This is a genomic window from Sphingobium sp. 15-1, assembly GCF_013375535.1.
In the GTDB taxonomy this organism is placed as follows: Bacteria; Pseudomonadota; Alphaproteobacteria; order Sphingomonadales; family Sphingomonadaceae; genus Sphingobium; species Sphingobium aromaticivastans.
Map to the genome: position 1 here is coordinate 1,912,102 of NZ_JABXJG010000001.1, position 25,923 is coordinate 1,938,024.

General features: G+C 63.9%; 23 protein-coding genes. 11 read left to right on the forward strand and 12 right to left on the reverse strand.

The window, feature by feature from the left end; genetic code table 11:
• Window positions 1–24: 24 nt before the first annotated feature.
• The 3 genes from HUK72_RS08970 to HUK72_RS08980 are packed head-to-tail and all read right to left on the reverse strand — an operon-like array spanning window position 25 to window position 3,618.
• Entirely contained in the window at window positions 25–1,623 is a 1,599-nt protein-coding gene (locus HUK72_RS08970; RefSeq protein WP_176596480.1) for a restriction endonuclease subunit S, read from the reverse strand.
• Complete coding sequence (locus HUK72_RS26975) at window positions 1,620–2,030, reverse strand: nucleotidyltransferase substrate binding protein (RefSeq protein WP_218035938.1); 411 nt, start codon at window positions 2,028–2,030, stop codon at window positions 1,620–1,622. The genes HUK72_RS08970 and HUK72_RS26975 overlap by 4 nt, the downstream gene beginning before the upstream one ends.
• Window positions 2,020–3,618, reverse strand: coding sequence for a class I SAM-dependent DNA methyltransferase (locus tag HUK72_RS08980; protein WP_176596481.1), 1,599 nt, complete (start codon window positions 3,616–3,618; stop codon window positions 2,020–2,022). The genes HUK72_RS26975 and HUK72_RS08980 overlap by 11 nt, the downstream gene beginning before the upstream one ends.
• A gap of 525 nt (window positions 3,619–4,143) precedes the next feature.
• Between HUK72_RS08980 and HUK72_RS08985 the strand changes: the two genes are divergently transcribed.
• The 7 genes from HUK72_RS08985 to HUK72_RS09015 all read left to right on the forward strand — a co-directional run bounded on the left by HUK72_RS08985 (window position 4,144) and on the right by HUK72_RS09015 (window position 14,170).
• Window positions 4,144–4,749, forward strand: a complete 606-nt coding sequence (locus HUK72_RS08985; protein WP_176596482.1) for a hypothetical protein — start codon at window positions 4,144–4,146, stop codon at window positions 4,747–4,749.
• Window positions 4,746–6,272, forward strand: a complete 1,527-nt coding sequence (locus HUK72_RS08990) for a HEPN domain-containing protein (protein WP_176596483.1) — start codon at window positions 4,746–4,748, stop codon at window positions 6,270–6,272. Before HUK72_RS08985 ends, HUK72_RS08990 begins: the two co-directional genes overlap by 4 nt.
• 679 nt (window positions 6,273–6,951) lie before the next feature.
• Window positions 6,952–7,692, forward strand: coding sequence for an ArdC family protein (locus HUK72_RS08995; RefSeq protein ID WP_176596484.1), 741 nt, complete (start codon window positions 6,952–6,954; stop codon window positions 7,690–7,692).
• A 152-nt stretch (window positions 7,693–7,844) separates the two neighbouring features.
• A complete protein-coding gene (locus HUK72_RS09000; protein WP_176596485.1) occupies window positions 7,845–9,194 on the forward strand; it encodes a site-specific integrase in 1,350 nt (449 codons plus the stop codon).
• The gene (locus HUK72_RS09005) at window positions 9,191–10,978 is read left to right on the forward strand and encodes a hypothetical protein (protein WP_176596486.1); all 1,788 of its coding nucleotides are present in this window, start codon (window positions 9,191–9,193) and stop codon (window positions 10,976–10,978) included. Before HUK72_RS09000 ends, HUK72_RS09005 begins: the two co-directional genes overlap by 4 nt.
• Window positions 10,975–13,137, forward strand: a complete 2,163-nt coding sequence (locus HUK72_RS09010) for an integrase (RefSeq protein WP_176596487.1) — start codon at window positions 10,975–10,977, stop codon at window positions 13,135–13,137. Before HUK72_RS09005 ends, HUK72_RS09010 begins: the two co-directional genes overlap by 4 nt.
• A gap of 169 nt (window positions 13,138–13,306) precedes the next feature.
• Entirely contained in the window at window positions 13,307–14,170 is an 864-nt protein-coding gene (locus HUK72_RS09015; RefSeq protein WP_176596488.1) for an ArdC family protein, read from the forward strand.
• Between the two features lie 84 nt (window positions 14,171–14,254).
• On the opposite strand, the gene HUK72_RS27205 is transcribed toward HUK72_RS09015, so the two are convergent.
• Window positions 14,255–14,386, reverse strand: a complete 132-nt coding sequence (locus HUK72_RS27205) for a hypothetical protein (RefSeq protein WP_255325652.1) — start codon at window positions 14,384–14,386, stop codon at window positions 14,255–14,257.
• 109 nt (window positions 14,387–14,495) lie between these two features.
• On the opposite strand from HUK72_RS27205, the gene HUK72_RS09020 reads away from it, so the two are divergent.
• Both HUK72_RS09020 and HUK72_RS26980 read left to right on the forward strand, forming a co-directional pair.
• Window positions 14,496–14,750, forward strand: coding sequence for a zincin-like metallopeptidase domain-containing protein (locus HUK72_RS09020; protein WP_176596489.1), 255 nt, complete (start codon window positions 14,496–14,498; stop codon window positions 14,748–14,750).
• A 41-nt stretch (window positions 14,751–14,791) separates the two neighbouring features.
• On the forward strand, window positions 14,792–15,052 hold the full coding sequence (locus tag HUK72_RS26980) for a hypothetical protein (protein ID WP_218035940.1): 261 nt from the start codon (window positions 14,792–14,794) through the stop codon (window positions 15,050–15,052).
• Window positions 15,053–15,073: 21 nt separating this feature from the next.
• On the opposite strand, the gene HUK72_RS09025 is transcribed toward HUK72_RS26980, so the two are convergent.
• Window positions 15,074–15,466 (reverse strand): DUF5818 domain-containing protein, encoded by a 393-nt coding sequence (locus HUK72_RS09025; RefSeq protein WP_176596490.1) that lies wholly within the window; start codon window positions 15,464–15,466, stop codon window positions 15,074–15,076.
• A gap of 9 nt (window positions 15,467–15,475) precedes the next feature.
• Here HUK72_RS09025 and HUK72_RS09030 point away from each other — a divergent pair, with 9 nt between their 5' ends.
• Both HUK72_RS09030 and HUK72_RS09035 read left to right on the forward strand, forming a co-directional pair.
• Complete coding sequence (locus HUK72_RS09030; protein ID WP_176596491.1) at window positions 15,476–15,649, forward strand: hypothetical protein; 174 nt, start codon at window positions 15,476–15,478, stop codon at window positions 15,647–15,649.
• Between the two features lie 174 nt (window positions 15,650–15,823).
• On the forward strand, window positions 15,824–16,165 hold the full coding sequence (locus HUK72_RS09035; protein ID WP_176596492.1) for a hypothetical protein: 342 nt from the start codon (window positions 15,824–15,826) through the stop codon (window positions 16,163–16,165).
• A 4-nt stretch (window positions 16,166–16,169) separates the two neighbouring features.
• Here HUK72_RS09035 and HUK72_RS09040 read toward each other — a convergent pair whose 3' ends face one another.
• The 7 genes from HUK72_RS09040 to HUK72_RS09070 all read right to left on the reverse strand — a co-directional run bounded on the left by HUK72_RS09040 (window position 16,170) and on the right by HUK72_RS09070 (window position 25,628).
• Window positions 16,170–16,310, reverse strand: a complete 141-nt coding sequence (locus HUK72_RS09040; protein ID WP_176596493.1) for a hypothetical protein — start codon at window positions 16,308–16,310, stop codon at window positions 16,170–16,172.
• A gap of 65 nt (window positions 16,311–16,375) precedes the next feature.
• Entirely contained in the window at window positions 16,376–17,983 is a 1,608-nt protein-coding gene (locus tag HUK72_RS09045) for a long-chain fatty acid--CoA ligase (protein ID WP_176596494.1), read from the reverse strand.
• Window positions 17,984–18,116: 133 nt separating this feature from the next.
• On the reverse strand, window positions 18,117–19,025 hold the full coding sequence (locus HUK72_RS09050) for a TIGR03620 family F420-dependent LLM class oxidoreductase (RefSeq protein WP_176596495.1): 909 nt from the start codon (window positions 19,023–19,025) through the stop codon (window positions 18,117–18,119).
• Window positions 19,026–19,180: 155 nt separating this feature from the next.
• Complete coding sequence (locus HUK72_RS09055) at window positions 19,181–19,969, reverse strand: SDR family NAD(P)-dependent oxidoreductase (protein WP_176596496.1); 789 nt, start codon at window positions 19,967–19,969, stop codon at window positions 19,181–19,183.
• A 30-nt stretch (window positions 19,970–19,999) separates the two neighbouring features.
• Window positions 20,000–21,526: a class I adenylate-forming enzyme family protein gene (locus HUK72_RS09060; protein WP_176596497.1), complete on the reverse strand. Its 1,527-nt coding sequence runs from the start codon at window positions 21,524–21,526 to the stop codon at window positions 20,000–20,002.
• On the reverse strand, window positions 21,523–23,271 hold the full coding sequence (locus HUK72_RS09065; RefSeq protein WP_176596498.1) for an MFS transporter: 1,749 nt from the start codon (window positions 23,269–23,271) through the stop codon (window positions 21,523–21,525). The genes HUK72_RS09060 and HUK72_RS09065 overlap by 4 nt, the downstream gene beginning before the upstream one ends.
• Window positions 23,268–25,628, reverse strand: a complete 2,361-nt coding sequence (locus HUK72_RS09070; protein ID WP_176596499.1) for a TonB-dependent receptor — start codon at window positions 25,626–25,628, stop codon at window positions 23,268–23,270. The genes HUK72_RS09065 and HUK72_RS09070 overlap by 4 nt, the downstream gene beginning before the upstream one ends.
• Window positions 25,629–25,923: the final 295 nt, after the last annotated feature.

Consider the following 25,923-nt stretch of genomic DNA (forward strand, 5'->3'; position numbering starts at 1 on the left):
GGCAATGACTGCGGCGTCCGGCCATCAGGCAGCCTCAACCTTCGGCGCGACGCGCACCGCACCGGACATCAGCCGGGGCAGGAGGTAGTCGCGGGTTTCGGCGAGGCTCTTGCTCTCGGCACGACTTTCCAGCAGCCGTTCCAGCATCACGCCGACGAATTCTTCAAACGCCGGGAAGAGCTTTGAATCTGCGGCGATCACTTCCTGTGCCAACAAGGCAGGCGGCGAAATGCGTTGGTGGCTCTTGGACGTGCCGGTGACCATGCCCTGCATCAGTGTCCGGAAATCGGGATCACGGAAGAGCGCAAAGAGCAAACTCCGCGAAGCGCCAGCCTTCGGAACAAACACGAGAAATTCTGTTGAAGCGATCTGCGCCAAGCCCGAATTGGCATTCGGCAACCAAACCCTCAGAATTTCCGGGTTAAGCTTGGAAAGCAGGATCGCCCCCGCAGGCACTGGCGTCTTGTTACTCTTGATAGTCGATCCAGTATCCATAGACGGCTCTTGCCCCTTATCGAACGCGGGCAGGCTGTAGTGCTCGAAGGCGACTTCCGGTTGAACTTGTGGATTGACGCTACCCTTTCCTTGGGTCGCGATGTCAGCAAGTTTCAGTCGCTTCCACCCCACCGGCAAGCCGTCGTCGCCGAAGGCAGCGGGGAAGAGGGCGGCGAGTTCGTCGGCGCGAGCGGGGTCCGGGGTCAGGCCGCCCATGATCGCCACCGGATCAGCCTCGCCCGCCGCCTTGCGCCGCACGGGTCCGAAATCGACAAACCAATCGCGAAAGATCGCCTGCGCTTGTCGCTCCAGCGTCTCATTCATCCGACGGTTGAGTTCGATGCGGTCGTCAATGGCCCCTATCGTTTCAGCAATATTCCGCTGTTCATCAAGCGGAAGTGCGGGGATTTCCAGCGAACGAAGTCGGTCTGTGTCCAGCACGCCAGTTCCGTGCCCGGCAGCACTGACCAATCCCAGCAAAACCGGCTTGGCTGCGGTGAGCGCGAAATACAGGAAGTCGGGGTCAATCGTCGGCCCAGCGACAACTGCCTTGATGTCCTGATTGAATGAGATTGGCCGGGCGCTCCGCACGACACGAATTTCATTGTGCAGCGACATACCCCGCACGGCAACAAAGGATGCGTTTTCGGGCGCAAGCCTTGTGCCTTTGCCGATAGCCGCCTTGGTGACATGCGCATCGGTTGCGCCTTCCCACTGACCCATGTCCTTTGGCGTGAGCCACGGAATGTCCCCGTTCCAGAAGGCGCTATTTGCCTTGCTGGGGGTGCCGCCGGAAAGCAGGGTTGCAACCTGACCAAGCGGGACTGTCAAAGGAAGCCCGTCCCGATCAATCACCGCCTGAAAGCTCGGCGCGACCGTATGCCAATCGACCACATCGACCCGGAACGGCAGGTCGCTTTCCGAAAATGCTTCGGCCAGATCGCCCAGCGCCGAACGGGGCAACGGCCCCTTGCCCTTTACCGCAAGGTCCAGATCGGAATGGGGCTTGGCGCTCCACTTCGCCCGGCTGCCAAACACGCGCACGGATACCCCGGCGGGCAGGTGCCGGGCAATGATCTCATGAACGATCCTCGCATGGTCCGGGCGCAAATCTATCGGCTGTTTCATGCCAGCCCTTCACGCAGGCGATCCCGCAGGAACCGTGCTTCGGACAGAAAATCGGGCACGATAGCGAATACCTCGCGCGCCTTTTCCTCGTCATAGGTGTGGCTGGTGGTGCCACGCGCCCGGCGATATTCCTTCCACAGCGACCAATCGCTGCGCAGCAGGCCGCGTTCGCTGCCAGAGCGGATCAGGTCCTGAAAGGTCATGGTGTCAAACTCGTCCGGGTTGGCCGAAGTCGCCTCCAGAAACCGCTTCAGCATCTTGTGGGCCAGTTCATAGGTGAACTCGAACCGCTGGATGCAGGCATCGCGCACCAGATCGTCGCTGCTGTCCTGCGCATGCCGGTCCAGCGCCACCTCCAGCGAGGCGATGGCCTTTTCGAAAGGTTCGATAGAGAGGTCAATCGGCATCGGGAACCACCATTGCCAGCCGCTCGCGGATCAGCGCGGTGAGCCGGTCACTTTCGTTGAATTGATCGTCCAAAGCTGCGGTCAGCGCGGCGAAGCGCTCCGCAAAGGGCACGCCGTCGTCCTCGGCATCTTCCGCCCCAACATAACGCCCCGGTGTGAGAACATGGCCGTGTTTGCGGACTTCCTCAAGTGTGGCCGATTTGCAGAAACCGGGGATGTCCTGATACTCGCCCAGTCCCGCTTCGGGCTTGGCCCGCCAGCGGTGATAAGCTCCTGCAATCGTCGCGATGTCGCTTTCGGAAAACTCACGCCGGGTGCGGTCCACCATACGACCAAGGTTGCGAGCATCGATGAACAGGAATTCGCCGCGCCGGTCGCGGTGGCCGTTCGCACTTTTGTCGCGGGCCAGAAACCACAGGCAGGCGGGAATCTGCGTCGAATAGAAAAGCTGGCCGGGCAGCGCGACCATGCAATCCACCACGTCGCCCTCAATCATCGCCTTGCGAATGTCGCCCTCTCCCGATTGCTGCGAGGACATCGAGCCATTGGCCAGCACCACGCCCGCCGTGCCACGCGGGGCCAGGTGGTGGATGATATGCTGCAACCACGCGAAGTTGGCATTGCCCGCTGGCGGCTGGCCGTATTTCCAGCGAACATCGCCCTCAAGCTGCGGCTGCCACCAGTCCGAAATGTTGAACGGCGGGTTGGCCATCGCATAGTCGAACTTGAGCGTAGGGAAGGCGTCGTTGAGGAACGATCCTTCGTTGTTCCACTTGATGTCCGCATCGATGCCGCGCACCGCGAGGTTCATCTTGCAGAGCTTCCACGTGGTATGGTTACGCTCCTGACCATAGATGGCGATGTCGCTGCGGCGGCCCTGATGGTTTTCAATGAACCGCTCAGACTGCACGAACATGCCGCCGGAGCCGCAGGCTGGATCGTAAACCCGGCCATGATGTGGCTCCAGCATCTCCACGATGGTCTGCACGACGGAGCGCGGCGTGAAGAACTCGCCCCCGCGCCGCCCTTCGGCCCCGGCAAACTGGCTGATGAAATACTCATAGGCGCGGCCCAGCAGGTCTTTCGACTTGCCATCGGCGCTGCGCATCCCGACCTTGGAGAACAGGTCGATCAGTTCCCCCAGCATCGTCTTGTCGAGTTGCGGGCGGCCATATTCCTTGGGCAACACGTCCTTGAGCACGGCGGCATTGGCGCGCTCGATGGAGTCCATCGCATTGTCGATCAGGTTGCCGATGTCGCCCACCCGCTCTTTGCCGGTGTTCACATCGATGAAATTGATCTGCGGACGCTTGGCGTTGGCCTGTAAATGCTCCCAGCGGGCATCCTGTGGCACCCAGAACACATTGGCGGCGAGATATTCTTCGGCATCTTCGGGATCGGCAAATTCTTCTTCTGCCAATTTCGCGCGATGCGCCTCGAAAGCCTCGGAAATATACTTGAGGAAAATCAGGCCAAGCGCCACGTGCTTGTATTCGGACGGCTCAAGATTTCCACGCAGCTTGTCAGCTGCCTTGAAGAGATCAGCCTCAAATCCAAGATCACTGCCGCTATTCAATTGAGATGCCATTGAATCATAGTCCCCTTCGCCGGGGAGGCTTAGCGGAGATGTCCGTCAACGGGCAACTGAGCAATGACGGCAAAGATGAAAATTGAATGATGCCGATGTGAGTTCTTCCATCGGGCGAAAAGTCAGTCCGTGGTTGGCTTTGACCCTTCCCGGCGCTGCAATTCGTTTTCCACCGCCTCGCGAATGAATAGGGCAAGCCGCCGATTGCCGACAAGCGCCTCGATCCGGCGGATTGTGTCAGTTGATAGCCGGATCGTCGTCGGCTTCATTCCAAGTGGCGGGCGTCCCATCGAACTGTCGCTATCGGGCATGGCTCAAATCTCCAAATCAAACCCATTGACGCTACCGTTTATTTGTATATACGCCATCGTTTATTGAATAAACGATGGCGTATATGCGCCGATGCAGTGCCCAGAAAGGCCCGCTTCGCCACCGTCATCGCGAATCACGAGGAAGTGTCGGGACCGTTCCGCATCCGTCCGTCACGCCCCCTCTCTCTGCGATGGATGCGAAACGGAGGTAAATATGGTTGTCTCCAAATCCCGCCGCGCCTTGTTGCACGGCTTGACGATTGCGCCGATCGCGGCGTCGGCAATCGCTTCTTCCTGGACGAAGGCGCTGGCGTCTCTCCATCAGCGCTATGAGGACGAACCGGCTATGCTCGTTCGGACCAAAGCAGGCCGTGGACTAAGCGCTGACCGTTATGGCAGCGCGGAGATCGCCTTCACTCCGATCGAGGCGGGTTTCTTTGCGCGAGACATTCGCGTGACCCTGCATCAGGCGGGGGCCGTCGCCAAGCTGGCGCTTTGCGCCCATCTTCTGGACATTGGTTTTCCCGATGACTGGAACGCAACGCATATCCGCCAGGACATCGCAAAGGCGCTGGCCTACGCCAACGCCACGGGTTTAGGGCATGACTGCCCCGACATGGCGCGACTCGCGATCATTCTCTCGCCCTATTGGAAGTGGGGCTATCCGCATCTGATTGGCGACCCGCCTATGGATGACGGCGACTTCACGCCTGATAGGGTCCGTCCGCTTGTGCGCGCCTTGCTAGACCGCGTGGCAGACGGAACCGGCCACCCCCGCCCACAGGGATTTGAGCGCCGCCAGCGGGAGGCGCAGTCATGATGCTGCGCACCGATGCCGATCATCTGCCCGTGCCGATCCGGGCGGAGCTTCTTCGCATCGCAACGATCCTGTTCGAGGCATTCGAGGAAACAGCCAAGGGCAGGCTGTCGCAGCAGTATCGGGCGGGCCAGATTCTGACCCTGATCCTGCATGGCTCCCATGCCGAGAGGGATTGGGAACAGGTCGCGCCGGGAGAAGCGTTCCGCCTGCTGGCGATCGTCAATTATCCCCGCCTCGCCCGCAGTGAAGGCGACTGGCGGCTGGTGCAGGACCGGTTGCGCCGCGCATGGGAGTTTGGCGAGATCACCCGCCCGGTGCGACTAACCGTCGAAAGTCTGGAGCGGATCAACAGCGCTCTTGTCGAGGGCGTTCCGCATTTCGTCACCATCGCGGAGCAAGGAATAGCCCTCTACCAGATGGATGGCCTGCGCCTGCAAGCGCCGCGTCATCTCCCTGTGCGCGACCGGGCCATACGCGGCGTCGCGGAGTATCGGCGTTGGCACAGGAACGGATGCGATTTTCTGGCGGGCGCGATCTTCTACCGGGATCAGGGCAACACGCCGATGGCGGCGCTGCTGCTGCATCAGGCGTGCGAACATTTCTATCAATGCGTGCTGTGGTCGATCACCCTCCACGGCCCGCGCACCCACGCGCTGGACGAATTGCGCGAAGCCGCCGAAGCGCTCGACGCGCGCCTGTGTTCAGCGTGGCCGCGAGTCAGCCGGTTCGAGCGCCGCGCCTTCGGTTGCATCCGCCGAGCCTATGTCGAGGCGCGCTATGGGCGATCCTACCGCATCTCGCCGCAGGAACTGGCATGGGCGTTCGCGCGAGCCGAAATATTGGCGGAACGGGCGGAGTGCGTCTGCGCCGATCATCAAGCCTCGCTTGTCGCAGGGCCGCCAGCGCCGATGCTCCCGCCACCCAAAGAACGAATCATGATTGCCACGCTTCCCCAGCCCATCCACCGCGCCAATATGCTGCAACGGACATGGCGGGTTGCGCGCCGCGCGCGCCCTTTGCGGGTCCGATGGAATCGGCTCATTCCCGTTCACCGTTTCTGGCGTTCGGACAGGTTCATGCGATGGGTTGACCGTATCCCCTTGGCTATGATCGGCCTGTGTTTCTTTATGGCTGGCGCGGAGGCCCTATGGCAGGTGAGGTCCGTCTATCCAGCGCAGGCAGCCCGTTCCAAACCCGCCGACCCGTCCGCCGTGTTGGACTTCAATGTGCGCGCAGATACGGTGCTGGGCGCAGTCATGGTCGTTGCAGAGCGGGCGGGCTACCGCGTCAAAGCCAACGAGGACATTTGGGCGGTACGTTGGACCGGAGCCTATCGCGCCAAGGCAACGACCTTCGACGCGCTGGCGGACATTCTCTATGGTTCCGGCCTTTGCCCTGCCATCAGGGACGAAACCATTGCCGTGCGCTATTGCGACAAGAGCCGTCCACCGATTGTCGCGACAGTCGCTTGCGTTTCGGGCGCACAAGAACGTTTGAAGAAAAGCGCGCGAACGAATCGGTAGGCTGACAAAATCAGTCGGGATTGCAGTGTTTCAGGCGCTCATTCCGCGAAACTGACTTTTCCAATTCAAAGTTGAGAAAAATTTGCCTCCATTCACTCAAACTGACTTTTTCAATCGAAAATTGAGCTCTTCAATCCTTTACTCGGAAATGCCAACACAGCTTCCCGGTCGTCCACTCAACTTCCAGCTTATGGGTTGGGTTAGCTGTCACCTTGCTTCCCACATCACCGGCGCTCAAGCCGCTGCAAGGTGCAGCCTGCTGATCCAAACCCAGCGCAAGTAGGAAGCGGTGAATGACGGGCCGATTCGCCGCACTTGTTGCGGTGAATAACCTCGACAAGACCGGGCGGTTGCCACTTGTCCGATATACGGAACGCACGCGCGGAAGCCGACATTTTCGGCTTGGTAGGCAGGCTTGCCATCCCTGACGTTGAATAGGAGCGGCTGCGCCACCCCGCCTTGAGCGCCGCAGCGGCGCGGCCTTTTTCCGTTTCGAAGAAGAAAGAGGCGCTGCCTCTCTCTCCCTGCAAGGCCATGCTTTGGTGGCCGTGGCTCGCTGCGCTGCGCCCGCACCACCCACCGGCACCAGACCTTGCCCCCTCTCTCTCCGCCCCTCGCCGGGTCGGCAGGGGTCATGCGCGGCATGACCCGCTGCGCGGATTGGATGGGAGTGAAGATCATGACCAAGCAAGACCCCCACAGCCGCATCACCGACCGCATATTGGCCGAGTTGGAACAAGGCACCCGCCCGTGGCTCAAACCGTGGAGCGGGGGAGACATGGCCGCATCGGGGCAGACCCGACCATTGCGCGCCACCGGCCAGCCCTATCGTGGGATCAATGTTCTGTTGTTGTGGATCGAGGCACAGGCATCCGGCTTTGTCAGCCCGTCATGGATGACCTACAAGCAGGCGCAAGCCTTGGGCGCGCAGGTGCGCAAGGGCGAGCGCGGCGCAACCGTAGTCTATTACGGCGACAGCAGCAGGACCGTGCATGACGAGGCGAGCGGCGAGGAAAGGGAATGGGCGTTCCGTTTTCTGAAAAGCTACACCGTGTTCAACGTGGCGCAGATCGACGGATTGCCTGAGCGATTCCGTATCGTGCCGGAACCATCGCCGGAGGTGGAGCGAATCGGATCGGCCGAGGCGTTCTTTGCCAGCATCCCGGCAACCGTGAACCATGGCGGCGATAAGGCGTATTATGTGCCGTCAGCCGACCGCATCCAACTTCCGCCCTTTGCGGCCTTTCATGATGCCCACGGTTACTACGCCACCCGAGGTCATGAAACTTGCCACTGGACTCGACACAAGAGCCGCCTTGATCGCAGCTTTGGCCGCGAGAAATGGGGCGACGAAGGGTATGCACGCGAGGAGCTTGTAGCGTTATCTGGACAGTCTGCGCCGGATGCAACCGTGCGGTAAAATCCGCAATGTACATCGACGGCGGGCAGTTATCTGGCTGGCCGTAGCGCTGACCCAAGAGCTGGCGGAGGCCAGCCTGATGACTGCCGAGTCAACCACGCATGGGCCGGTCCACCTTCCGGGAGGGGGGGCAGGGGGAGGGTTTCACGTCGGTGTCTGTCATCGTCGTTTCCGAGGGGCGGGAGATCTCTGGCCTCGATGCGCATGTGCCGCGGATCCTTCGAGATGGCGCGCTCTATGACGCTGACCTCGACCGCTTCTTTCTCGACCTACCGTTGTCGGGTGTCCGTTCGCGCCATTCGCTGCGCGCCTACGCCTATGATGTTGCGGTCTGGCTCCGCTTTCTCGATGCCTGCGGCAAGACGATGTGGACCGCGGAGCGCGATGACGTGACCGCCTATCATCGTGCGCGTCGACGCGACGAAGCCGCCCAGCGGATCAGCGCTGCAAGCTGGAACAGGGCGGTCGCGAGCCTCGATCGTCTCTACCGTTGGGGTGAGCAACAGGGACTGATCGCCGAGGCGCCGTTCAGTCGGCGTGCTGTATGGCGCCCGGCGCATGGCGGCGGTCGCGGCATGATCGCGGCGCGCAACGATGCCTATGAACGTGTCGCCAGGCGATCGGATGTGCGGTTCGTCACGATGGACGACTACCGCATTTTCCGCGAGGTCGGCCTGCGCGGGCTCACCCCTGACGGCACCGAACGCCCCGGCGCTCGCGACCGTAACGGGCTGCGCAACGCACTGTTCGCCGATCTTCTCGTCACCACCGGCCTGCGCCTCGAAGAGGCGTCGGGCTTGCTCACCGCCGAGCTCGCGGCGATCGACCGCGCGGACGGCGATGCCCGACAACTTTGGCTGCCTCTCCCGCCGCCGCTCACCAAGGGCGACCGGGGACGTAGCGTTCTGCTCCCGCGTCGGCTGCTTCGCCAGATCGCCGCCTATGTCGCCGTCGAGCGAGCAGCGGGCGTGGCCAAGTTCGCCGCGCGCGATGGGGCGGCCAGCTTCGAGCGACCGATCCCTGTCCCCCGCGCCGGTCTCGACCGTATGCGCGATGTCTGCACCCCGGAGGAACGATGCCGCCTGATCCTGTGCGACGAGGATGCAACGCCCCGCGAGCCGGCGGCGCTATGGCTGACCGAGGTCGGGCAGCCTGTCCGCCCCAACTCGTGGGAGGTGATCTTCACCCGTGCCTGCAACCGGTGCGAGGAGAACGGCTTCCCGCTGTCGATCAGCCCGCACCAGCTTCGCCACACCTTCGCAGTCCATATGCTCGCCTTGCTGATCCAGCAGCGGCTGCGCGAAGCAGCATTGCCGGCGGGACCGGTGGAGAGCTATCGGCTGATCCTCGGCGACCCGCTGCAACAGGTGCAACGCCTGCTCGGCCACGCCAGCCTCGCCACCACCTATATCTACCTCGACCATATCGCGACCCGCGCCGATACGGTGGACGCAGCCGTTGAGGAACTGCTGGCGTTGCTGCCGGGGCCGCAAAGCGTATGAGCGGTCATCCCCGTAAGGGCCGGCCTGTCGCCTTCGCGCCGATCACGCCGGAGCCGCAGAAGCCCGATCCGGTGCTCGGCCTCAAGTTCACCATCGAGGCCCGGCATGGCGGAACGGTCCAGGTTGATATGGCCGCACTCGATCCTCGCCCGCTCGCTATCGCCTTCGCCGGCGCGCTGCGTCGATCAGCAGCGCTCGGCGGCCCCATCGGTGCGGCCAGCGTCATCAAGCAGTATGTGCAGGTCTATCGTCACTTCTTCGCCTGGCTTGGCGATGGTGCGCCCGAGGTGACCGGCGTCAGCGATCTGCGCGCAGTCCATATCGATGGGTTCGCCTCCGCGCTCGAACAGCGCGGGATGGGCGCGATCCACCGGCACATATCGGTCGGCAAGATCGTCAACACATTGCGCGCGATCGAGGCAGACCGGCCCGATCGGATCGCGCCCGACCTGCATGAGAGGGTGCGCTACACGCTGGCCACATCGGCGGGCCGCTCGACCCCGCGCGATGCTTATAGCCCCTTCGTCGCCCGCGCGTTGCGCGACGCCGCGAGGACCGATGTCGAGGCGATGTTCCGCCGTCTCGGCGCCGACGACCGCACCGATGAGGGCGATCCGGTCATCGCCAGGGCGCGCGCCGATGCCGAAGCGATCATCGCGCGGCAGGGCTTTATCGTTGCAGACCATCCGGCGCTGAAGAGCCTCTATTTCATGCGCATGCGGCGCGGTCTGCCGATCAGCACGCTGGTCGATGACCTCCATGGCCGGCACCATCTGCTCGCGAGCGACCTGCCGGCACTGCTCGTGCTGCTCACGCTCGATACCGGCCTCGAGCCCGAGTGCCTGAAGGCGCTGACCATAGATTGTCTCACCAACCCGCATGCCGGCACGGTGGAGCTGCGCTATCTCAAGCGCCGCGCCCGCGGCGCCGAGCACAAGAGCATGCGCATCCGCGACGGCGGGGGCGGCACGCCTGGCGGTCTTATTCGTCGCCTGATCGAGGTCACGGCGACTACCCGCAAGCATCTGAACGACGATCGTCTTTGGGCTTATCACAACGCTGGCGCCCTGCGGGCAGGTATCCGCCACCCGACGGAACGGATCGATGCCTGGGTAGCTCAGCACGATATTGTCGATGACGACGGCAAGCCCCTCCACCTGCTGCTCTCCCGGCTCCGCAAGACCCACAAGGCGCTATGGTACATCAAGACCGAGGGGCATATGACCCGCTTCGCGGTCGGCCACTCGCGCGAGGTGGCGGCGCGCCACTACGCCGATCTGCCGTCGCTCCGGCCCCTGCACGAGATGGCCGTCGCCGATGCTTTTCGCGCAGCAGTCGCCGCCGCGATACCGACCGTGCTTCCGCCCACCGCCGAGCAGGCGCTGCGCGAAGCACCCGAACAGGCCGCGCCGTTGCTGCCGCCCGATACCGTGGGTCCGTTGCTCGACGGCGAACAGGATGTCTGGCTCGCCGCCTGCGCGGGCTTCCACAACAGTCCCTTCGCCGAGGCCGGATCACCCTGCGCGCAGCCCTTCTGGGGTTGCCTTGATTGTTCCAACGCCGTCATCACCGTGCGCAAGCTCCCCGCGATCCTCGCCTTCCTCGCATTCGTCGAAGAGCAGCGGTTGAGTCTGTCCGCGACCGACTGGGCGGCCAAGTTCGGCCGCGTCCATGCTCGCATCACCGCCCAGGTCGTGCCGGCCTTCTCCGATGCCGTCATTGCCGATGCGCGCCGGCAGATGGAGAGCGAGCGGCTTTATCTGCCGCCGGAGGTCCGCGCATGACCATGCCCGCCCATGCCCAGGCACCGGCCTTCGACGATCGCCCCGTGCTGGCGAGCGCGCCGCTCAAGGAAGGCCATATCCGTGAGGAGCTATCACGCGTCGGCGACCCGAGCTGGGATCTCGGTCCCGCCGTCTTCCGCGAGAACGCCCGGCGCTGCCACGTCACCGTGCATTTCGACGTGCTCGAACATGCCGATGTGCAGGCGGCGATGCGCGCCTATCTCTACGCGCGCCTCAACGTCGATCTTCCGGGCTATCGAACGAAGTTACCACCGGCGAGCATCCGCCAAGTATTCAACCGTGCCCGCCGGTTCCTCGCCTTCGCCCGTGAGCGGCTCGGACGGCTCGACGTTTGCCGTATCGATCAGGCATTGGTCGATGCCTATGCCCGTCATCTTCGTGACGATCCTGCCCGACGACCCGTCATCGTCGGCCACCTCCTCGAAGTGGTTTCCGATCTCTATTACTATCGTGACCACCTCGCTGGCGGAGGCCTTGCATTCGAGCCTTGGGCCGGACAGGCGCCCGCCCGCGTTGCGGGCTACCGCCATGTCCTGGAGAACCGCACGCCGCGCTTCCCGGAAGAGGTCATCGCCGCGCTACTCGCTTGGTCGTTGCGCTATGTCACCATGTTCGCAGACGATATTCTGGCCGCCCGCCGCGAGCTTGCGCGGCTCGAAGCGCGCCGGGATCGCCTTGCCGCCGCCGACGCCGGCCTTCCGGACGCTGATCGCCGGCAACGTCGCCGCACCCGCCTGAAGGCCTATTTCGGTCGCCGACGCCGCGAGGGGCGCGGCGCACCGATCTGGGGCACCGCTCATAACGGCAAGCTGCGCATCGACCCCAACACCGGCGCCGTGACCCCACCGATCAACGCCCATCTCCTGCATCTCCATGCCGGGATCGACGTGCAGGCCGAACCAGGCGCGCATTTCATGCTGACCGGCGGTGAAGCGAGGTTGATCGACGCAGTGGCGGCCGAGCTGGGGGTGGAGGTCGGCGGCATGGACACGCCGATCTCGATCGATCCCGAGAGCGGTCAGCCATGGCGCGCACGTTTCGATGCGAAGACCCTCGCACATGAGGAACGGATGCTCCAGGCGGCCGCCTATATCGTGTGTGCCTACCTGACCGGCATGCGCGACTGCGAGGTGCAGGCGATGCAGCGCGGGTGCCTCTCGATTGTGCGCAGTGAGAATGGCCTGATCGAGCGGCATCGCATCCGGTCGACCATATACAAGCGCCGGGCGGCCATGGGCGAGGCGGCGAGCTGGGTGACGATCGAGCCGGTCGCAGCCGCGATCGCGGTGCTCGAACGCCTGTCGGCACGACCGGCGCGCGCGAGCGGCAGCGATACGCTCTGGCCGGTGCTGCGCACGAGCGCCGTCACCAAGACGCATCTGTCGAGCGAGGTGGTGCGCCAGCTCAACGCTTTCCGCGATCACCTCAACACCGCCTTCGGCAGTCCCGATGCGCCGGTCATCCCACCCGGACCCGATGGCGAGCCGTGGCGCATCACGACGCGGCAGTTTCGGCGCACGATCGCGTGGCACATCGCCAACCGACCGTTCGGCACCATCGCCGGCATGATCCAGTACAAGCATGCGTCCGTCGCCGCGTTCGAGGGCTATGCCGGGACCAGCGCATCGGGGTTCCGCGCCGAGGTCGAGGCGCAGCGCCGGCTCGGTCAGATTGACGACCTGCTGGACTATTTCGACCGGCGGCAGGGCGGCGCATCGCTCGGCGGTCCGGCGGGACCGCGTATCGCGCGGACGCTCGACGATGCCGCCGTCAGACAAGGGCCTTTGCCCGCCATGATCGCCGATCGCGCCCGCCTGCGCGTCATGCTCGCCAGCGTCGCGCGCACCTTCCATGTCGGCCCGCTCGCGGATTGCTTCTTCGATCCCGCGACCGCGCTCTGCCTCAAGCGCGTGACGACCCCCGATCCCGCGCAGCCGCTCACTGCCCTGTGCGAGCCGACCCGCTGTCCCAACGCCTGCATCACCGCTCGCCACAGGCCGGCCTGGGACCGCGCGGCTGCCGATGCCAGGGCGCATTTACGCGAACGGCGCATTTCCGATCTCCAGCGTCAGGCGCTCCAGGGCGAGCTGGATCGTCTGACCGCGGTGATTGCCGGGATCGATCCTCCCGCGCCGTAGACCACCCCGGCTGTTGGCGGAGTCCTGCGCCGGTCGGCGCGCCCGCGCAATGGCTTCGCCGTCCTTCGCTTCGCTGCGGCCCTGACGGGTGCGCGAGCCCCCCTGTGCCCGGCGCGAACAGGCCTCCGCCGCCGGGGATGGTCCCCGGCGCGAGAACGGAGAACAGATCATGTCAGCCTCACCACGTGTCGACATCTACGCTCGCGTCACGCAAGCGATCGTCGATGCCATCGAAGCCGGCACCGGCACTTGGCGCATGCCGTGGCATCATTCCGGCGCCGACGTCACCCGCCCGACCAACATCGCCAGCGGCAAGCCTTATCGCGGCATAAATACGGTCTCGCTCTGGGCCGCCGCCTATGGCAGCGGCTATGCGAGCGGCGTCTGGGGCACTTATCGCCAGTGGCAGGCGCTCGGCGCGCAGGTCCGCAAGGGCGAGCACGCCAGCCTCGGCGTCCTCTGGAAGGAGTTTCGCGCGAAGAGCGACGACGCCGGCGACGATGACGAACACCGACGGCTTTTCGCCAAGGTGTTCAGCCTGTTCAACGCCGACCAGGTCGATGGCTATGCGCCCGAACCGGGGCCGGATCTGCCCGAGAGCGAACGCCTCGCCGCCGCCGAAGCCTTCATCGCCGCCCTCGGCATCGATACCGTCTACGGCTCGGCCAGCGCCTATTATCATATCGCCGAAGACCACATCCACATGCCGGATTTCAGCGCCTTCCACGATGCCCACGGCTTCTACGCCACCCATATTCATGAGGCAGCCCACGCCAGTGGCGCAGCCCATCGGCTCGACCGGGATTTCAGCGCCAAGTGGACCAGGCACGCGCTCGCCATGGAGGAAGCGACCGCCGAGTTGACCGCATCGTTCCTGCTCGCCGATCTCGGGATCGCGCACGAACCGCGACCCGATCACGCGGCCTATATCGCTTCCTGGCTGCAACTGCTCAAGGACGAGCCCCGGGCGATCTTCACCGCGGCGAGCAAGGCGCAAGCGGCAGCCGACTGGATGCACGCCCAGCAGCCATGATCCAGCAGCGACCAAGGCTGAGCGGCCGATCCCTCGCGGGCTCGGCCGCTTCGTCGCGCATGCCGATGCGCGGGCTTCGCCCGCTCACCAGCGGACGCCGCTGGCGCGGCGGCGCTGATTTCTTTGGCCTCCCTCGATGCGGGTCTGGTCGGCGCTCCCTGCTAGGCCCGCCACGGCGCGCCGCAAGCCCGGCTTCGCCGAACTGCTCCATTTCATTTCGCCCCTCCGGGTGCGGCCCGCCGCTTGCGCGGGCCTCTCCGGTCGTTCTCGCCGCCAACCCCGCCTCGGGGGAGCCATGGGGTTTTGGGCAGTGCTGGAGGCACCGATGGTTTTTACCTTCCAACCGCCATTTTTGGCTGGACTGTCAGGATATGTAGCCGAATTAGGCGCGGCGTTCCTGGCCGCCGATCTTGGCTTGGCCGCCGAGCCTCGTCCGGATCATGCCAGCTATATAGCGAGTTGGATCAGGGTGCTGCAAAACGATTCGCGCGCCATTGTGCAGGCCGCAGCCCATGCCGAGCGCGCCGTGGCCTATCTGCATCAACTGGCGAATCCCGACGAAGAGAAAGAGGCGGCATAGTCAGCCGATGAGCAAGGCCGCCCCGGACAGGGGCGACCACCTTGTTTGGTCCGCCCACCCAACCCCATGTGCGGGACATTCCCTTCGGCCTGCCCTTGTGGTATAAGTATTGGGAAACCAATGTGATTCCTGATTGCAGCCTGACCGAACTGTGGCCTTTTTGGGGGCCTATTTTTCGACTGGCAATCAATAAATCTCTGAAAAATCAAACAAATTTGTTACCAATTCGATTCCGGCTCGGCCTCCAGGGGTTGTGGATTCCGCCGCTTTCCGCGGCTTTCAGCTTATCGGAAGCCGGTTGACGCAGGAGCCCCAGGCAGGGTTTACATGCCTGCGGTGCTGATCAAACGCTGCAATGGCTCGATGGCCTCGATCCAGTTCACGGATATGGCCTCGGCCCCTGTCCGGATGCCTTCGACGACGACGTTGGCTTGCAGGAGATGACCGACATCCCCAAGGCCGCTAATCTCCCAGAACACGCCGTCGCGCGCCTGCACATACAGGCCGACGGCACCCGCTAGGAGAATCCCTTCAAGGCGAAAATAGGAGCCGATGTTCATGCAGCCCATGTAGGCGGCATCGGTGACAATGCCATGAAAGAAGCTTTGCGCCGTGGGTCGGACAGGACAGGCCGAGCCGTCCGCGCCGATTTCCAAGAAATGACGGCGCGGGCATTGATTCGTTTTGCGGTTGCCGGAAGCAGAACCGATCCGCATAGGTCGAGCATGGACGACAAGACGACAAAGCTGATCATGGCGGTTCTGCATCGCGCGCCGCAATGGATCAGGCATGACCTGCTCTCCAAGGATGCGGGCGTCAAGCAGCGCGCGGAGGAAAGCCTCGCCGCCATGATCGCCAATGCGCTCGTTTCAGGAACCGAGGATTCGGCGGCGAGTTAGGGTGTGTGGGGATTCAGTTCAGGGTGGAGCGAAAATGGTGGATTTCGAGAACCGGCGCGCAGCGTACTCAAAGTATGTGAGCACTGGAAGCGCAGAAAGCCGCCATTTGCAGCCCGCCATGGGCTGAATCCCCACACACCCTAGAACGGCATCCGCCCCTGCAAGGCCCCATCCATGGCATGTCGCAATTTCCCCGTCGCCCTCATGCCCGCTGCCATTGCCATTTCCGCAATGCTGGCCGCTCCCGCCGATGCGCGACAGCCGGGCATCGATGCGGAAGTCCAGTGCGCCGCCGGCCGCCGCTTCCTCCTGCGCGCGGACGCCGATCGCGCCACGATCATCTGGAAGGAGGGGCAACTCACGCTGGAACGCGGAACCCTGACGCTCGGCCGATATTATCGCAGCCCGCAAGCGGCCCTCATCATCGATGGCGACTATGTGTCGTTCGTTCCCAAAGGCGATGGGAGCTGGCGCGACTGTCACATCATGCCGAAGGCCGCGACGCAGGGCGATTGACCCGCTATATATCGATGTCGCCCGCGAGCTCGCGCGCCACGATCATCTCGAACAGCCGTTGCCCCGGGTCTTCGATCACGTCGATCCCATCGCTTTGGCCATGCCGCCCGATGACATTATCGTTCGCCGGCCACCAATATCCCACATGGGATCGCCCGCATGTGAATGCTTCGGGGACTTTATGCCTGTCCCCGTTACGGGAAACATCGCTCATATTGGCGACAGCTCGTCGGCAAAATTTTCCCTCAGCCGTTTCTTGTCGATCTTTCCCGTTGCCGTCAGGGGGACGGGAGCGAATATGACCTTGTCGGGCATCCACCATTTGGCGATTTGCGACGCCAGATGATCCAGGATGACCTGCTCCTGAAGTTGCGCGCCGTCATGTCCCTCTATGATGAGGATCGGACGCTCCTCCCATTGGGGATGACGGACGCCGATGACCGCGGCGACCTTCACCCCGGCACAGGCGGCCGCGACATTCTCTATGTCGATCGAACTGATCCACTCGCCGCCCGATTTGATCACATCCTTGCTGCGGTCGGTGATCCGCAGGAAGCCATGTTCATCGATCGTGGCGATGTCCCCGGTGTCGAACCAGCGGTCGTCGGATGTGGCGTCCTTCTCGCTTCGGAAATAGCGCTGCACGGTCCACGGCCCTCTCGCCTGCAACGCGCCAGGCGTGGCGCCGTCATGCGGCAGCGCCGCCCCATCCTCTCCGACGATGCGCAGTTCGACGCCGAACTGCGCGCGGCCCTGGCGGGTCCAGAGTATCTCTTCCTCCGCTTCCTGGCCCAGATGCGCGATCTGCGGAGTCGGGGTCGATATGACGCCCAGCGGGCTCAGCTCGGTCATGCCCCAGACCTGGCGGACCTTGACGCCATGGCGACGCTCGAACGTCTCCGCCATGGCGCGCGGAACCGCGGAGCCGCCGATCATGATGCGGTCCAGGGTGCCGCTATCCTCGCCGGTGCGCGCCAGATGGTCCAGATACATGGTCCAGACCGTCGGCACCCCGCCGGAGAAGGTCACGCCTTCGTCCCTGATGAGGGAATGGAGGCTCTCCCCATCCATGCGGTCGCAGGGCAAGGCGAGCTTGCAGCCGCTGATGGCCGCCATATAGGGCATGCCCCATGCCGTCGCATGGTACATCGGCACGCATGGCATGATGCAGTCGAAGGCCGAAAGGCCAAGCGCGCCGGGAAGGCCGTTGGCGAGCGCATGGAGCACGATCGACCGATGGCTGTAGAGAACGCCCTTCGGATCCCCGGTGGTCCCTGACGTATAGCATAGGACGGCGGCGCTGTTCTCGTCGAAGCTCGGCCAATCATAGCCGTCCGCTTCGCCCGCGATCAGTTCCTCATAGCTCTCAAACCCCTCATCCGGGGCGCTGGCGAGCAATATGACCGCCTCCACCGCCGAAATCCGGTCGCGCAGCCTGTGGACCAGCGGCAGGAAGCTCCTGTCGACGAAAAGAAGGCGGCTGCCCGCATGGTTGATCGTGTAGACGATCTGATCGTCGGAGAAACGCGGGTTTACCGTGTGCAGAACGGCGCCCATGCCGGGAACCGCGTAGAACAGCTCAAGATGCCGATGGGTGTTCCAAGCCAGCGAGGCGACCCGGTCGCCGGGCCGGATGCCGCGCCGCGCCAGCGCCAGCACAGCCTGGCCCGCGCGGCGGCGCAGTCCGCGATTGTCATAGCGCCAGGCCGGTTCCCCGACGAGACGCGAGACGATCTCCCGGTCGCCGTGCGCGGTGGCGCAATGGCGCAATATGTCCCCGATCATCAGGGGAGTCCGCTGCATGAGGCCTTCGATCATGCCTTCCCCTCCCCTGGCTCGTTTTTGGACCGGCGATGTTGCTCCTGCCGGCGTTCACGCAATGGCGGCACGTTATTCTCCATGGTTGGCGCGCGCTTTTGCCGCGGGCGAAAGGTCGCCTGCGGTCCTCCGCCTATCTTGCCGGCGCGAGCAGCGCCAAAGGCGCCTCTTCCGGATTTTCATAGGCGCCCGCCGGGTTCAGGCCGAAGATGCAGACATGGTCCGCGCCAGCGTCCCAATGTTCCTGAATCCGGGCGCGGATGGTCCGTTCATCGCCCCAGGCGACGATCGCATCGATCAGCCGGTCCGATCCGCCGTCCGCGAAATCATCATCGTCAAAGCCCAGCCGCTTCCAATTGTTGCGATAATTGGGAAAGGTCAGGTTCCAGGCCAGAGCCCGGCGCCCGGTGGCGCGCGCTTCATCGGGATCGCTTTCCAGCGAAACCAGAAGGTTGACGCACAGCAGCTTGTCCGGTCCCAATATGGCGCGGGCCATGGCGGTATGGGCGGGCGGCGAATTATTGGTGTAGGCGCCGTCGGCATGGGACGCCGAAAGCTCGATCATCTTGGGCCCCAGCGCCGCCAGGACGGTCAGCGGCCGTTCGCTGGGCAAGACGGTCGAATCCATCCTGAAGCGTTCCATGGCTTCCAGATAGGCCTTCATCGTGGCGACCGGCTTCCTGCTGTAGGTCTCGCCCCGCAATTCCTCCACCAGTTCGGGATGCGAGACGCCAAGGCCAAGGAGGAAGCGGTTGCCGGATTGTTCGGCCAGGGCGATCTGGGCGCCCCTCATCGAGACATGATCGCGGCCGTAGATGTTGACGATGCCGGTCACCATGTTCAGTTCCCGCGTGTTCGCCAGCATCCAGGAGGAATGGACCAGGCTGTCGCGCCCGGCGGACACGTCCGGCACCCAGAGCGTGCGATAGCCCCAATTTTCCACGCGCTGCGCGAATTTCGCCGCTTCGGCGGCGGGCATCAAATCCGTGAAGGCAAAGACACCGAGCGGCCCCATGCGGGAGGCAAAGGTGGATTCCGCCATAAATCAGTTCTCCTTGCTAAAGCTGTATCTCATCGCGCCGGGAAAGCGCTTTCCCCGACGGTCGGCCTGGCAAAGCCCAGCGGGATAGCGTGCGGGCCGCCTCCCGAAATGCGGCTTGTTCGTCCCTGTGCGGCCCGGCAACGGGCCAGCCTGCCTCACAGAAAGACGAAACCGCCGTCGACCATCAGGCATTGCCCGGTCATATAGTCGGAGCCGGAAGAGGCGAGGAACCGCGCCACTCCGGCCAGATCTTCAGGGACCGACGCGCGGCCGAGCGTGATCTGGGGAATGAGATTGTCCATCGCCTCGTCACGCTCCCGGGTCAGCCCCTCTGCGCGGAAATCCCCCTCTATGCTATCCCAAAGGTCCGTCTTCACGACGCCGGGCCCGATGGCGTTGACGGTGATCCCATGCTGTCCGAACGCGCGCGCCCCGCCCTGGGTCAAGGCGGCCACGGCGAATTTGCTGGCGCCATAATGGACCAGTGGCTCATGACATTGTTTCGAGGCGATCGACCCCGTGTTGACGATCTTTCCGCCCTGTCCCTGCTCGATCATCCGCGCCGCGGCCTCCTGCATGCATATCAGCACGCTCAGCCCGTTCACCGTCATCATCCTGTGCCAATCCTCCTCGGTGATCGAGAGCAAGGGCTTTCCCTGAGCGGTGCCGGCATTGTTGAACATGACGTCGAGCCTGCCGAATTGGGCGACGGCCCGCGCAATCATGGCGCGCACGCTCGCCCGGTCGGTCACGTCCACCTTCACGGCGATCGCCCGGCCGCCGGCTTCCTCAATCTCGGCGGCGACGGCCGACGCGGCGGCATGATCGATGTCCGCAATCGTCAATTGCGCGCCGTCGGCGGCCAGCGCCCGCGCCATCGCCCGGCCGATGCCGCGCCCGGAACCGGTGACGATGATGGATTTGGTCGAAAGATCAGAGCTCATATTTCCATCCCATTTGGACGTTGATCGTCTTCATGCGTCCTCGGCTTCGCGCATGCGCAGCAGCATCGGAATCACCTCCCGCCGCAAAACCTTGCCCGACATGTTATGCGGCAGCGCCTCGACTATCCGGATCATGCCGGGCACCTTGAACGCCGCCAGCCGGGCCGAGCAATGCTCCTGGATCGCCGCTTCGCTGGGCGCGGCGCCCGGCATCGGCACGATGGCCGCCGCCACCATCTGGCCGTGATCCGGGTCGGGAAGGCCGACCACGGCCGCCTGCCCCACATAATCCAGTTCACTCAAGACCTGCTCGACCTCGGCCGCATAGATCGGCCTGCCGTCCCGGTTGATGAGGTCGCTGGCGCGGCCCAGGACATAGACATAGCCATGCTCGTCGATGCGGGCATAATCGCCCGTGCGATACCAGCCGTCCGGCGTGATCGCCTTTCCGGTGAGGTCGGGCTCCTTCCAATAGCCCATCATCATCGCCGGCCCGCGCCCCTGCGCCTCGCCCACTTCGCCCGGCGCGACTTCCCGCCCGTCCGGCCCGAGGAAGCGCATCCGCGCGCCCGGCGCGATCTTCCCGGCCGATCCGGTCGGCGGGGGAGCGCCCGCCGGGTCGTTCATGACAAGCGGCCAGCATTCGAACGCGGCATAGGCGTCCAGCACAGGCGTTCCGGTGATGCGGCGCCAATCCTCGAAAACGGCTTCGTTGCGCGCCTCTCCGCCGGAAATGCAGCAGCGCAGATGGAAGTCCGCCACCGCGTCGCGCCGGTGCCAGGCATTGGCGATCTTCACATACATGCTGGTCGACCCCGCGAAGAAGGTGATGCCATGGCCCAGCATTGCGTCCAGCACGCCATCCGGGGAAAATTCGCGCATCAGATGGATTCTGGCGGCGCGGGTGGTGGCGGTCAGCGAGAGGATGACAAGCCCCATCATCCAGGAAAGCGGCACGGCGACCAGGATCGTGTCGGCAGCGTCGATCCGCCAGATGTCCGCCACGCCATCCGTTCCCTCCGCGATCGAGCGATGCGAATGCGCGACCGGCTTGGGCACGCCCGTCGTCCCGGAGGTATAGCCGATGACGCCGACCGCGTCGCAATCGACCTGCGGCAAATCTCCGGCGAACGGCGCGATGTGGGGAATGAGTTCGGCATCGCGGACAAGATCGAAGATTTCCGTGCGCGAGCCTGTCCTGCTGACGGCGGCCGCCGCGGCGGTCCGGCTCTCCCCTTCCGCAAACAGGAAATGCGGTTCGGCATTGGTCAGCGCATAGTCGAGCTCGTTGGGGCCCGTAGAGGCGTGGACGACCGCCATCACGCCGCCCGCGCGCCACACGGCGAAGCTGAGTATCAGGAACTCCGCGCAATTGCCGCTCATGATGAGCACGCTCTGCCCCGGCGCGAGTCCGGCGGTGATGAGCCGCCGCGCCAGACGCTCCACGGCCCGATCGAAATCCGACCAGAGGATTTCGCGATCGCCGTCGACGATCGCCACCCCCTGCGGAAAGGACTGGGCCGCCCTGCGAAGATGGTCGCTTGCCAGATTGATCACGATAGCTGCCTTTCGAATTGCCGATGCTCTGCATGGGCCGCGACGCCGACGGGCTCCTGCTCGACCGCTTCGCCCGCTGCCCGCGCCCGCTCGACCTTCGTCGCCTCCGCCGACTGGACGTGCCGGGCCGCCATCCACAGGGCGGCCACCGCGATCGGCACCGCCAGCAGGCCCGCCATCAGCCCGGTGGCCAGACTGCCCTGCGCGGCGGAAACCTTGCCGACCAGATAGGGCCCCAAGGCCGAACCCACGAGCGTGCTGACAAGGATATAGGTGACCGACGCCGTTCCGCGCATGCGCGGCATGACGATTTCCTGAATGGTGGCGGCGCCGGCCGCCATCCACATGATGCCGACGAAGATGACGGGAAGGTTCAGAAGGAAGAAGATCCAGGGATTGTGCGTCAGGCACATGCCGATCACAAAGGGAACCGGGATCACCGTGGACGCGATGCCGACATGGATTCGCCCCGCCGCGTGCCGACGCAACATGATGTCCGACAGGCGGCCGCCGACGAAGACGCCCGCCATGCCGCAAATGGCCGCCGAAGCGCCCAGGACCATGCCCACCGTCGCCTTGTCGACCGGCAGCGAACGCAAAGCCAGAGGAGCCGTCCAGAAACCCATGTTCAGCACCAGCATGGAGGAGAAGCCGAAGCCGATCGTCGTGTAGAGAAAGGCCGGCGCTTTCCATGTCAGCGCAAAGGTCGCGGGATCGCGCGCCCGCAGCATCTGGGCGGCGGTGAAGGCGGCATACCATCCGATGGCGATCGCGATCCATTGCATCCTGTCGCCGGAAGCGGCGATCAGCCCCCATGCCGCCGACGCCACGATCAGGGCTGCCGCGATATTGACCGCAAGGACCTTCGGACCGGTGCGGGCAGCCTGGTAAAAGGTGAAAGGAGGAATGACGCTGGCAATATCGTCGAACAGGCGCAGCCAGATGTCCTTTTCCGCCGGAGGATAAGTGCCGTCGGACAGCCCCCTCCTCGGTTCGCGCAGGGTCGAGACGAGGATCGCGATCAGCAGGCCCGGAAGACCGACAACCATGAAGGCCGCCTGCCATCCCCGCAGGCCGAAGGGTCCAGCCTCCCCGAAGGACGAGAGCCACGAAGCCACGACCAGCCCCCCGATCGCGAACGCCAGGCCCTGACCGAGATAGAAGCCGGTGCTGAAGATGCCCAGCGCCGTCCCGCGCCGCCCCCGCGAGAACCAGTCGGATAAAAGCGAATAGGCGGAAGGAACGGCGGACGCCTCCCCAATGCCGACGCCGATGCGGGCGGCGACCAACTGGCCGACGCTGCCGGCCAATCCGCAAAACACCGTCATCATCGACCAGATCGAGATGCAGATGGACAATAGGCGCACCCGCTTCCACCGGTCCGCCAGACGGCCGAACGGAAAACCGAACAGGGCATAGAAGACGCCGAAGGCGGTTCCGTGCAGGAAACCAAGCTCCGCGTCGCTGAGCCCGAAATGCGCCTTGATGTCTTCGGCCAGGATCGAGAGGATGGTGCGGTCCATCCAGGTCAGGGTATAGACTCCGACAAGCACCATCAGAACATAACGGGCATAGGGACCGTCGACCGCATTCCGTTCCGCCGCGGCTCCGCCCATGACCTTGTTGTCCGGTGCAAGCGATGCGCTGCTGGCTTCCAAACCCGTTCCTCCTTCACCCGCCCGCTTATAACGCCGCTGAAGGGCGACCGGCTGCACGACGGCAAGCCGGCCACCCTTGAACGTCACTGGATATTATATCGCAGCTTCAGGCCGATCTGCCGGCCGCGCGAATAGGAGCCGAACGTCGACGTCGAAGACCCCACGCCTGTATAATCGACTTCCAGCAGCCGCTTGTCAGTCAGATTCCGGCCGAACAGCGACATCGCCCAGCGGCCATCCTCCGGCCCGAAATCGATATGCGCGTCCAGTTGGGCATAACCGTTCTGCACCATGCGCGGATCGTTGAACGATCCCGCATTATATTTGGTGCGCGCAAAGACGGACGCGCCGGCCGCGATCTGGTTGCCGTTCCCGACCGGCTGCACATATTCGACATTGAAGGAGCCCGTCCATTTGGACGAATAGGGCGTCGGCGTCCCGGAAAGATCCTGCGCGCCGCCGACACAGCCGGGCGCCAGCCGCGCATTTTGCAGCGTGTTGCAGGCCGCCCCCACGAAGGAAATATATTTGGCGTCCAGATAGGCGCCGTTGAAGCCCAGCCGCAAATTGTCGGTCACCCGATAATTGAGGTCCAGCTCGACGCCCTGCGACCGCGCCTTGCCGATGTTCGACACGACCAGGTTGAAGCCCTGCCGCACCGACTGCTGCAGGCCGTTAAATTCCTCGCGGAACACCGCGATCGAATAATCGAGGCGGTTGTCGAGCAGGAGTCCCTTTATCCCGGCCTCCACCATCCATGCCTTTTCCGACCCGAAGCCGGCATTGGCCGGGCTGGTGGTATAGGTATAGTCGAAACCGCCGACCTTGGCCCCCTTCACATATTTGACATAGGCCATGTTGTTGGAGGAAAATTTATACTGCACGATCGCCTGCGGCTGCCACTGGCGGTCGACCAGATGGAAGGTGCCCATGGGGAAGGCGTGCTGGATTCCGCCGAGCACCGCCGCGAGGACTCCGTCCAGCGAGGGGTCGCGCGCGGCCAGCAGCGCGGCGCGCGAGGTGTCAAGATCGATGTTCGGAATGATGCGCGCCGCGAACATGCTCTGCCCGGCCTTCTTCCGCGTGTCGGAATAGCGGACGCCGCCGGACAGGCTCAACTGGTCGGTCAGATGGTAGGTGAGATCCACGAAAGCCGAGAAGACCCGGTTCTTCTGGTCGAAGGTGAAGTTCCGCGAGAAAGGCGTCGCCGCGGTTCCGGTGAGCCCCAGGGCGCCCAGATTGAGTTCCTGGTTCGCGTCGATCGCCAGGGTGTCGCGCTGATAATAGCCGCCGACGGTGGCGTCGAGCTTGCCGAAAGTGCCGCCGAAGCGCAGTTCCTGGCTGAACTGCTTATAGTGGGTCCATTGCCCGTTCACGAATGCGGGACTGTGGTTGATGCCGTCGGTGCCGTATATCACGACGCCGTCGCTCTTCCGCCATGCCGTGGTCGAGGTCAGCGTCCCGCCCGCAATGTCGTAATTGATGTCGGCCTGATAAAGTTGCGCTTCCAGCTCCGCCAATTCGTCGGTGAAGAACGGCGCGACATTGGTGTTGACGTAGCGCGTGTCCTTGTCGCCCACCACGGGATAGAGCGAGGTATTGCCCACCAGCGGCTGGTTGGTCGGCACCAGCGTGTTGCCGCGGTCCTTGATCCGGTCAAGCTCGGCGCGCAGCACGATGTCCAGCCCGTCGGCCGGCTGCAGCCGCAGCGACGGACGTATCGCATAGTTGCGCGTTTCGGGTTCGCGTTCGCCCTTGACCGGATTGTCATATCGTCCCCGGTCCAAATTCTGGAAAAGCCCCGCCACGCGCAGACTCATGCCCTCGCTGAGCGGAACGGTAACGCCGGTCTGCGCCTGAAATTCGCGGCCATAAAATTCGTAGCCGATCGAACCGTCAGCCTCGAATTCGTCGCCGGGCTTCTTGGTCGAGATATTGAGCGCGCCGGCCGTGGCGCTGTTGCCGAACGTCAGCACCTGCGGCCCCTTCAGCACTTCCACCCGCTCGACATCGAAGATCGGAATGCGGGCTTCCTGGTCGCGGCCATAGGAGACGTTGTCGACGAATTTACCGACGGCCTGTTCGAAACCCGCATTGCCGCCCGACCCGAACCCGCGGATGACCGCCACGCTGTTCGCGGCGCCATAGGTGTAGTTGAAGCTGGGCGTGATCTTACCGATGTCGATCATCTGCGTGATATTCTGCCGCTGCAAAGTCTCGCCGCTCAAGGCGGTGATCGCCACGGGAACGTCGCGAAGGCTTTCGGAACGCTTGCGCGCCGTCACGACAATGTCGCCAACCGATGAGCCGCCGCTTGCGGCCTGGTCCGCGCCCGCCGCCTGGGGAGCTTCCTGCGCCTGCGCCGCCCCGGCCGCCAACGCCACGGCGGAAACCCCCGCCAGTGCCTTGGCCGCCGCGATATGCCATTTTCCCATTGCGATCATCCTCTTTCCCCTCCTTATGATGCGCCGGTCTCGTCGCCGTCGCGCGCTTTTCGATGCTGTGGCTCGGGTCCGTTTCGAAACGGATCGCCATTCAGGCCGATCCGGACAAACGTCCTCCCGCCCACGGACAGAAAAAATTTAATATAGGTACAGAACACGCCCCTTCCGTCATCGCGCACCGCGATTTCAGGATATTTTGAGGTCGCGCTATTCAACGATCTTCGACGAAGAGAGATTTCTCTGCTTCACGAATATCCATGGCATGGATTTTCCGCAGCTATCGTCCATCTCTCCC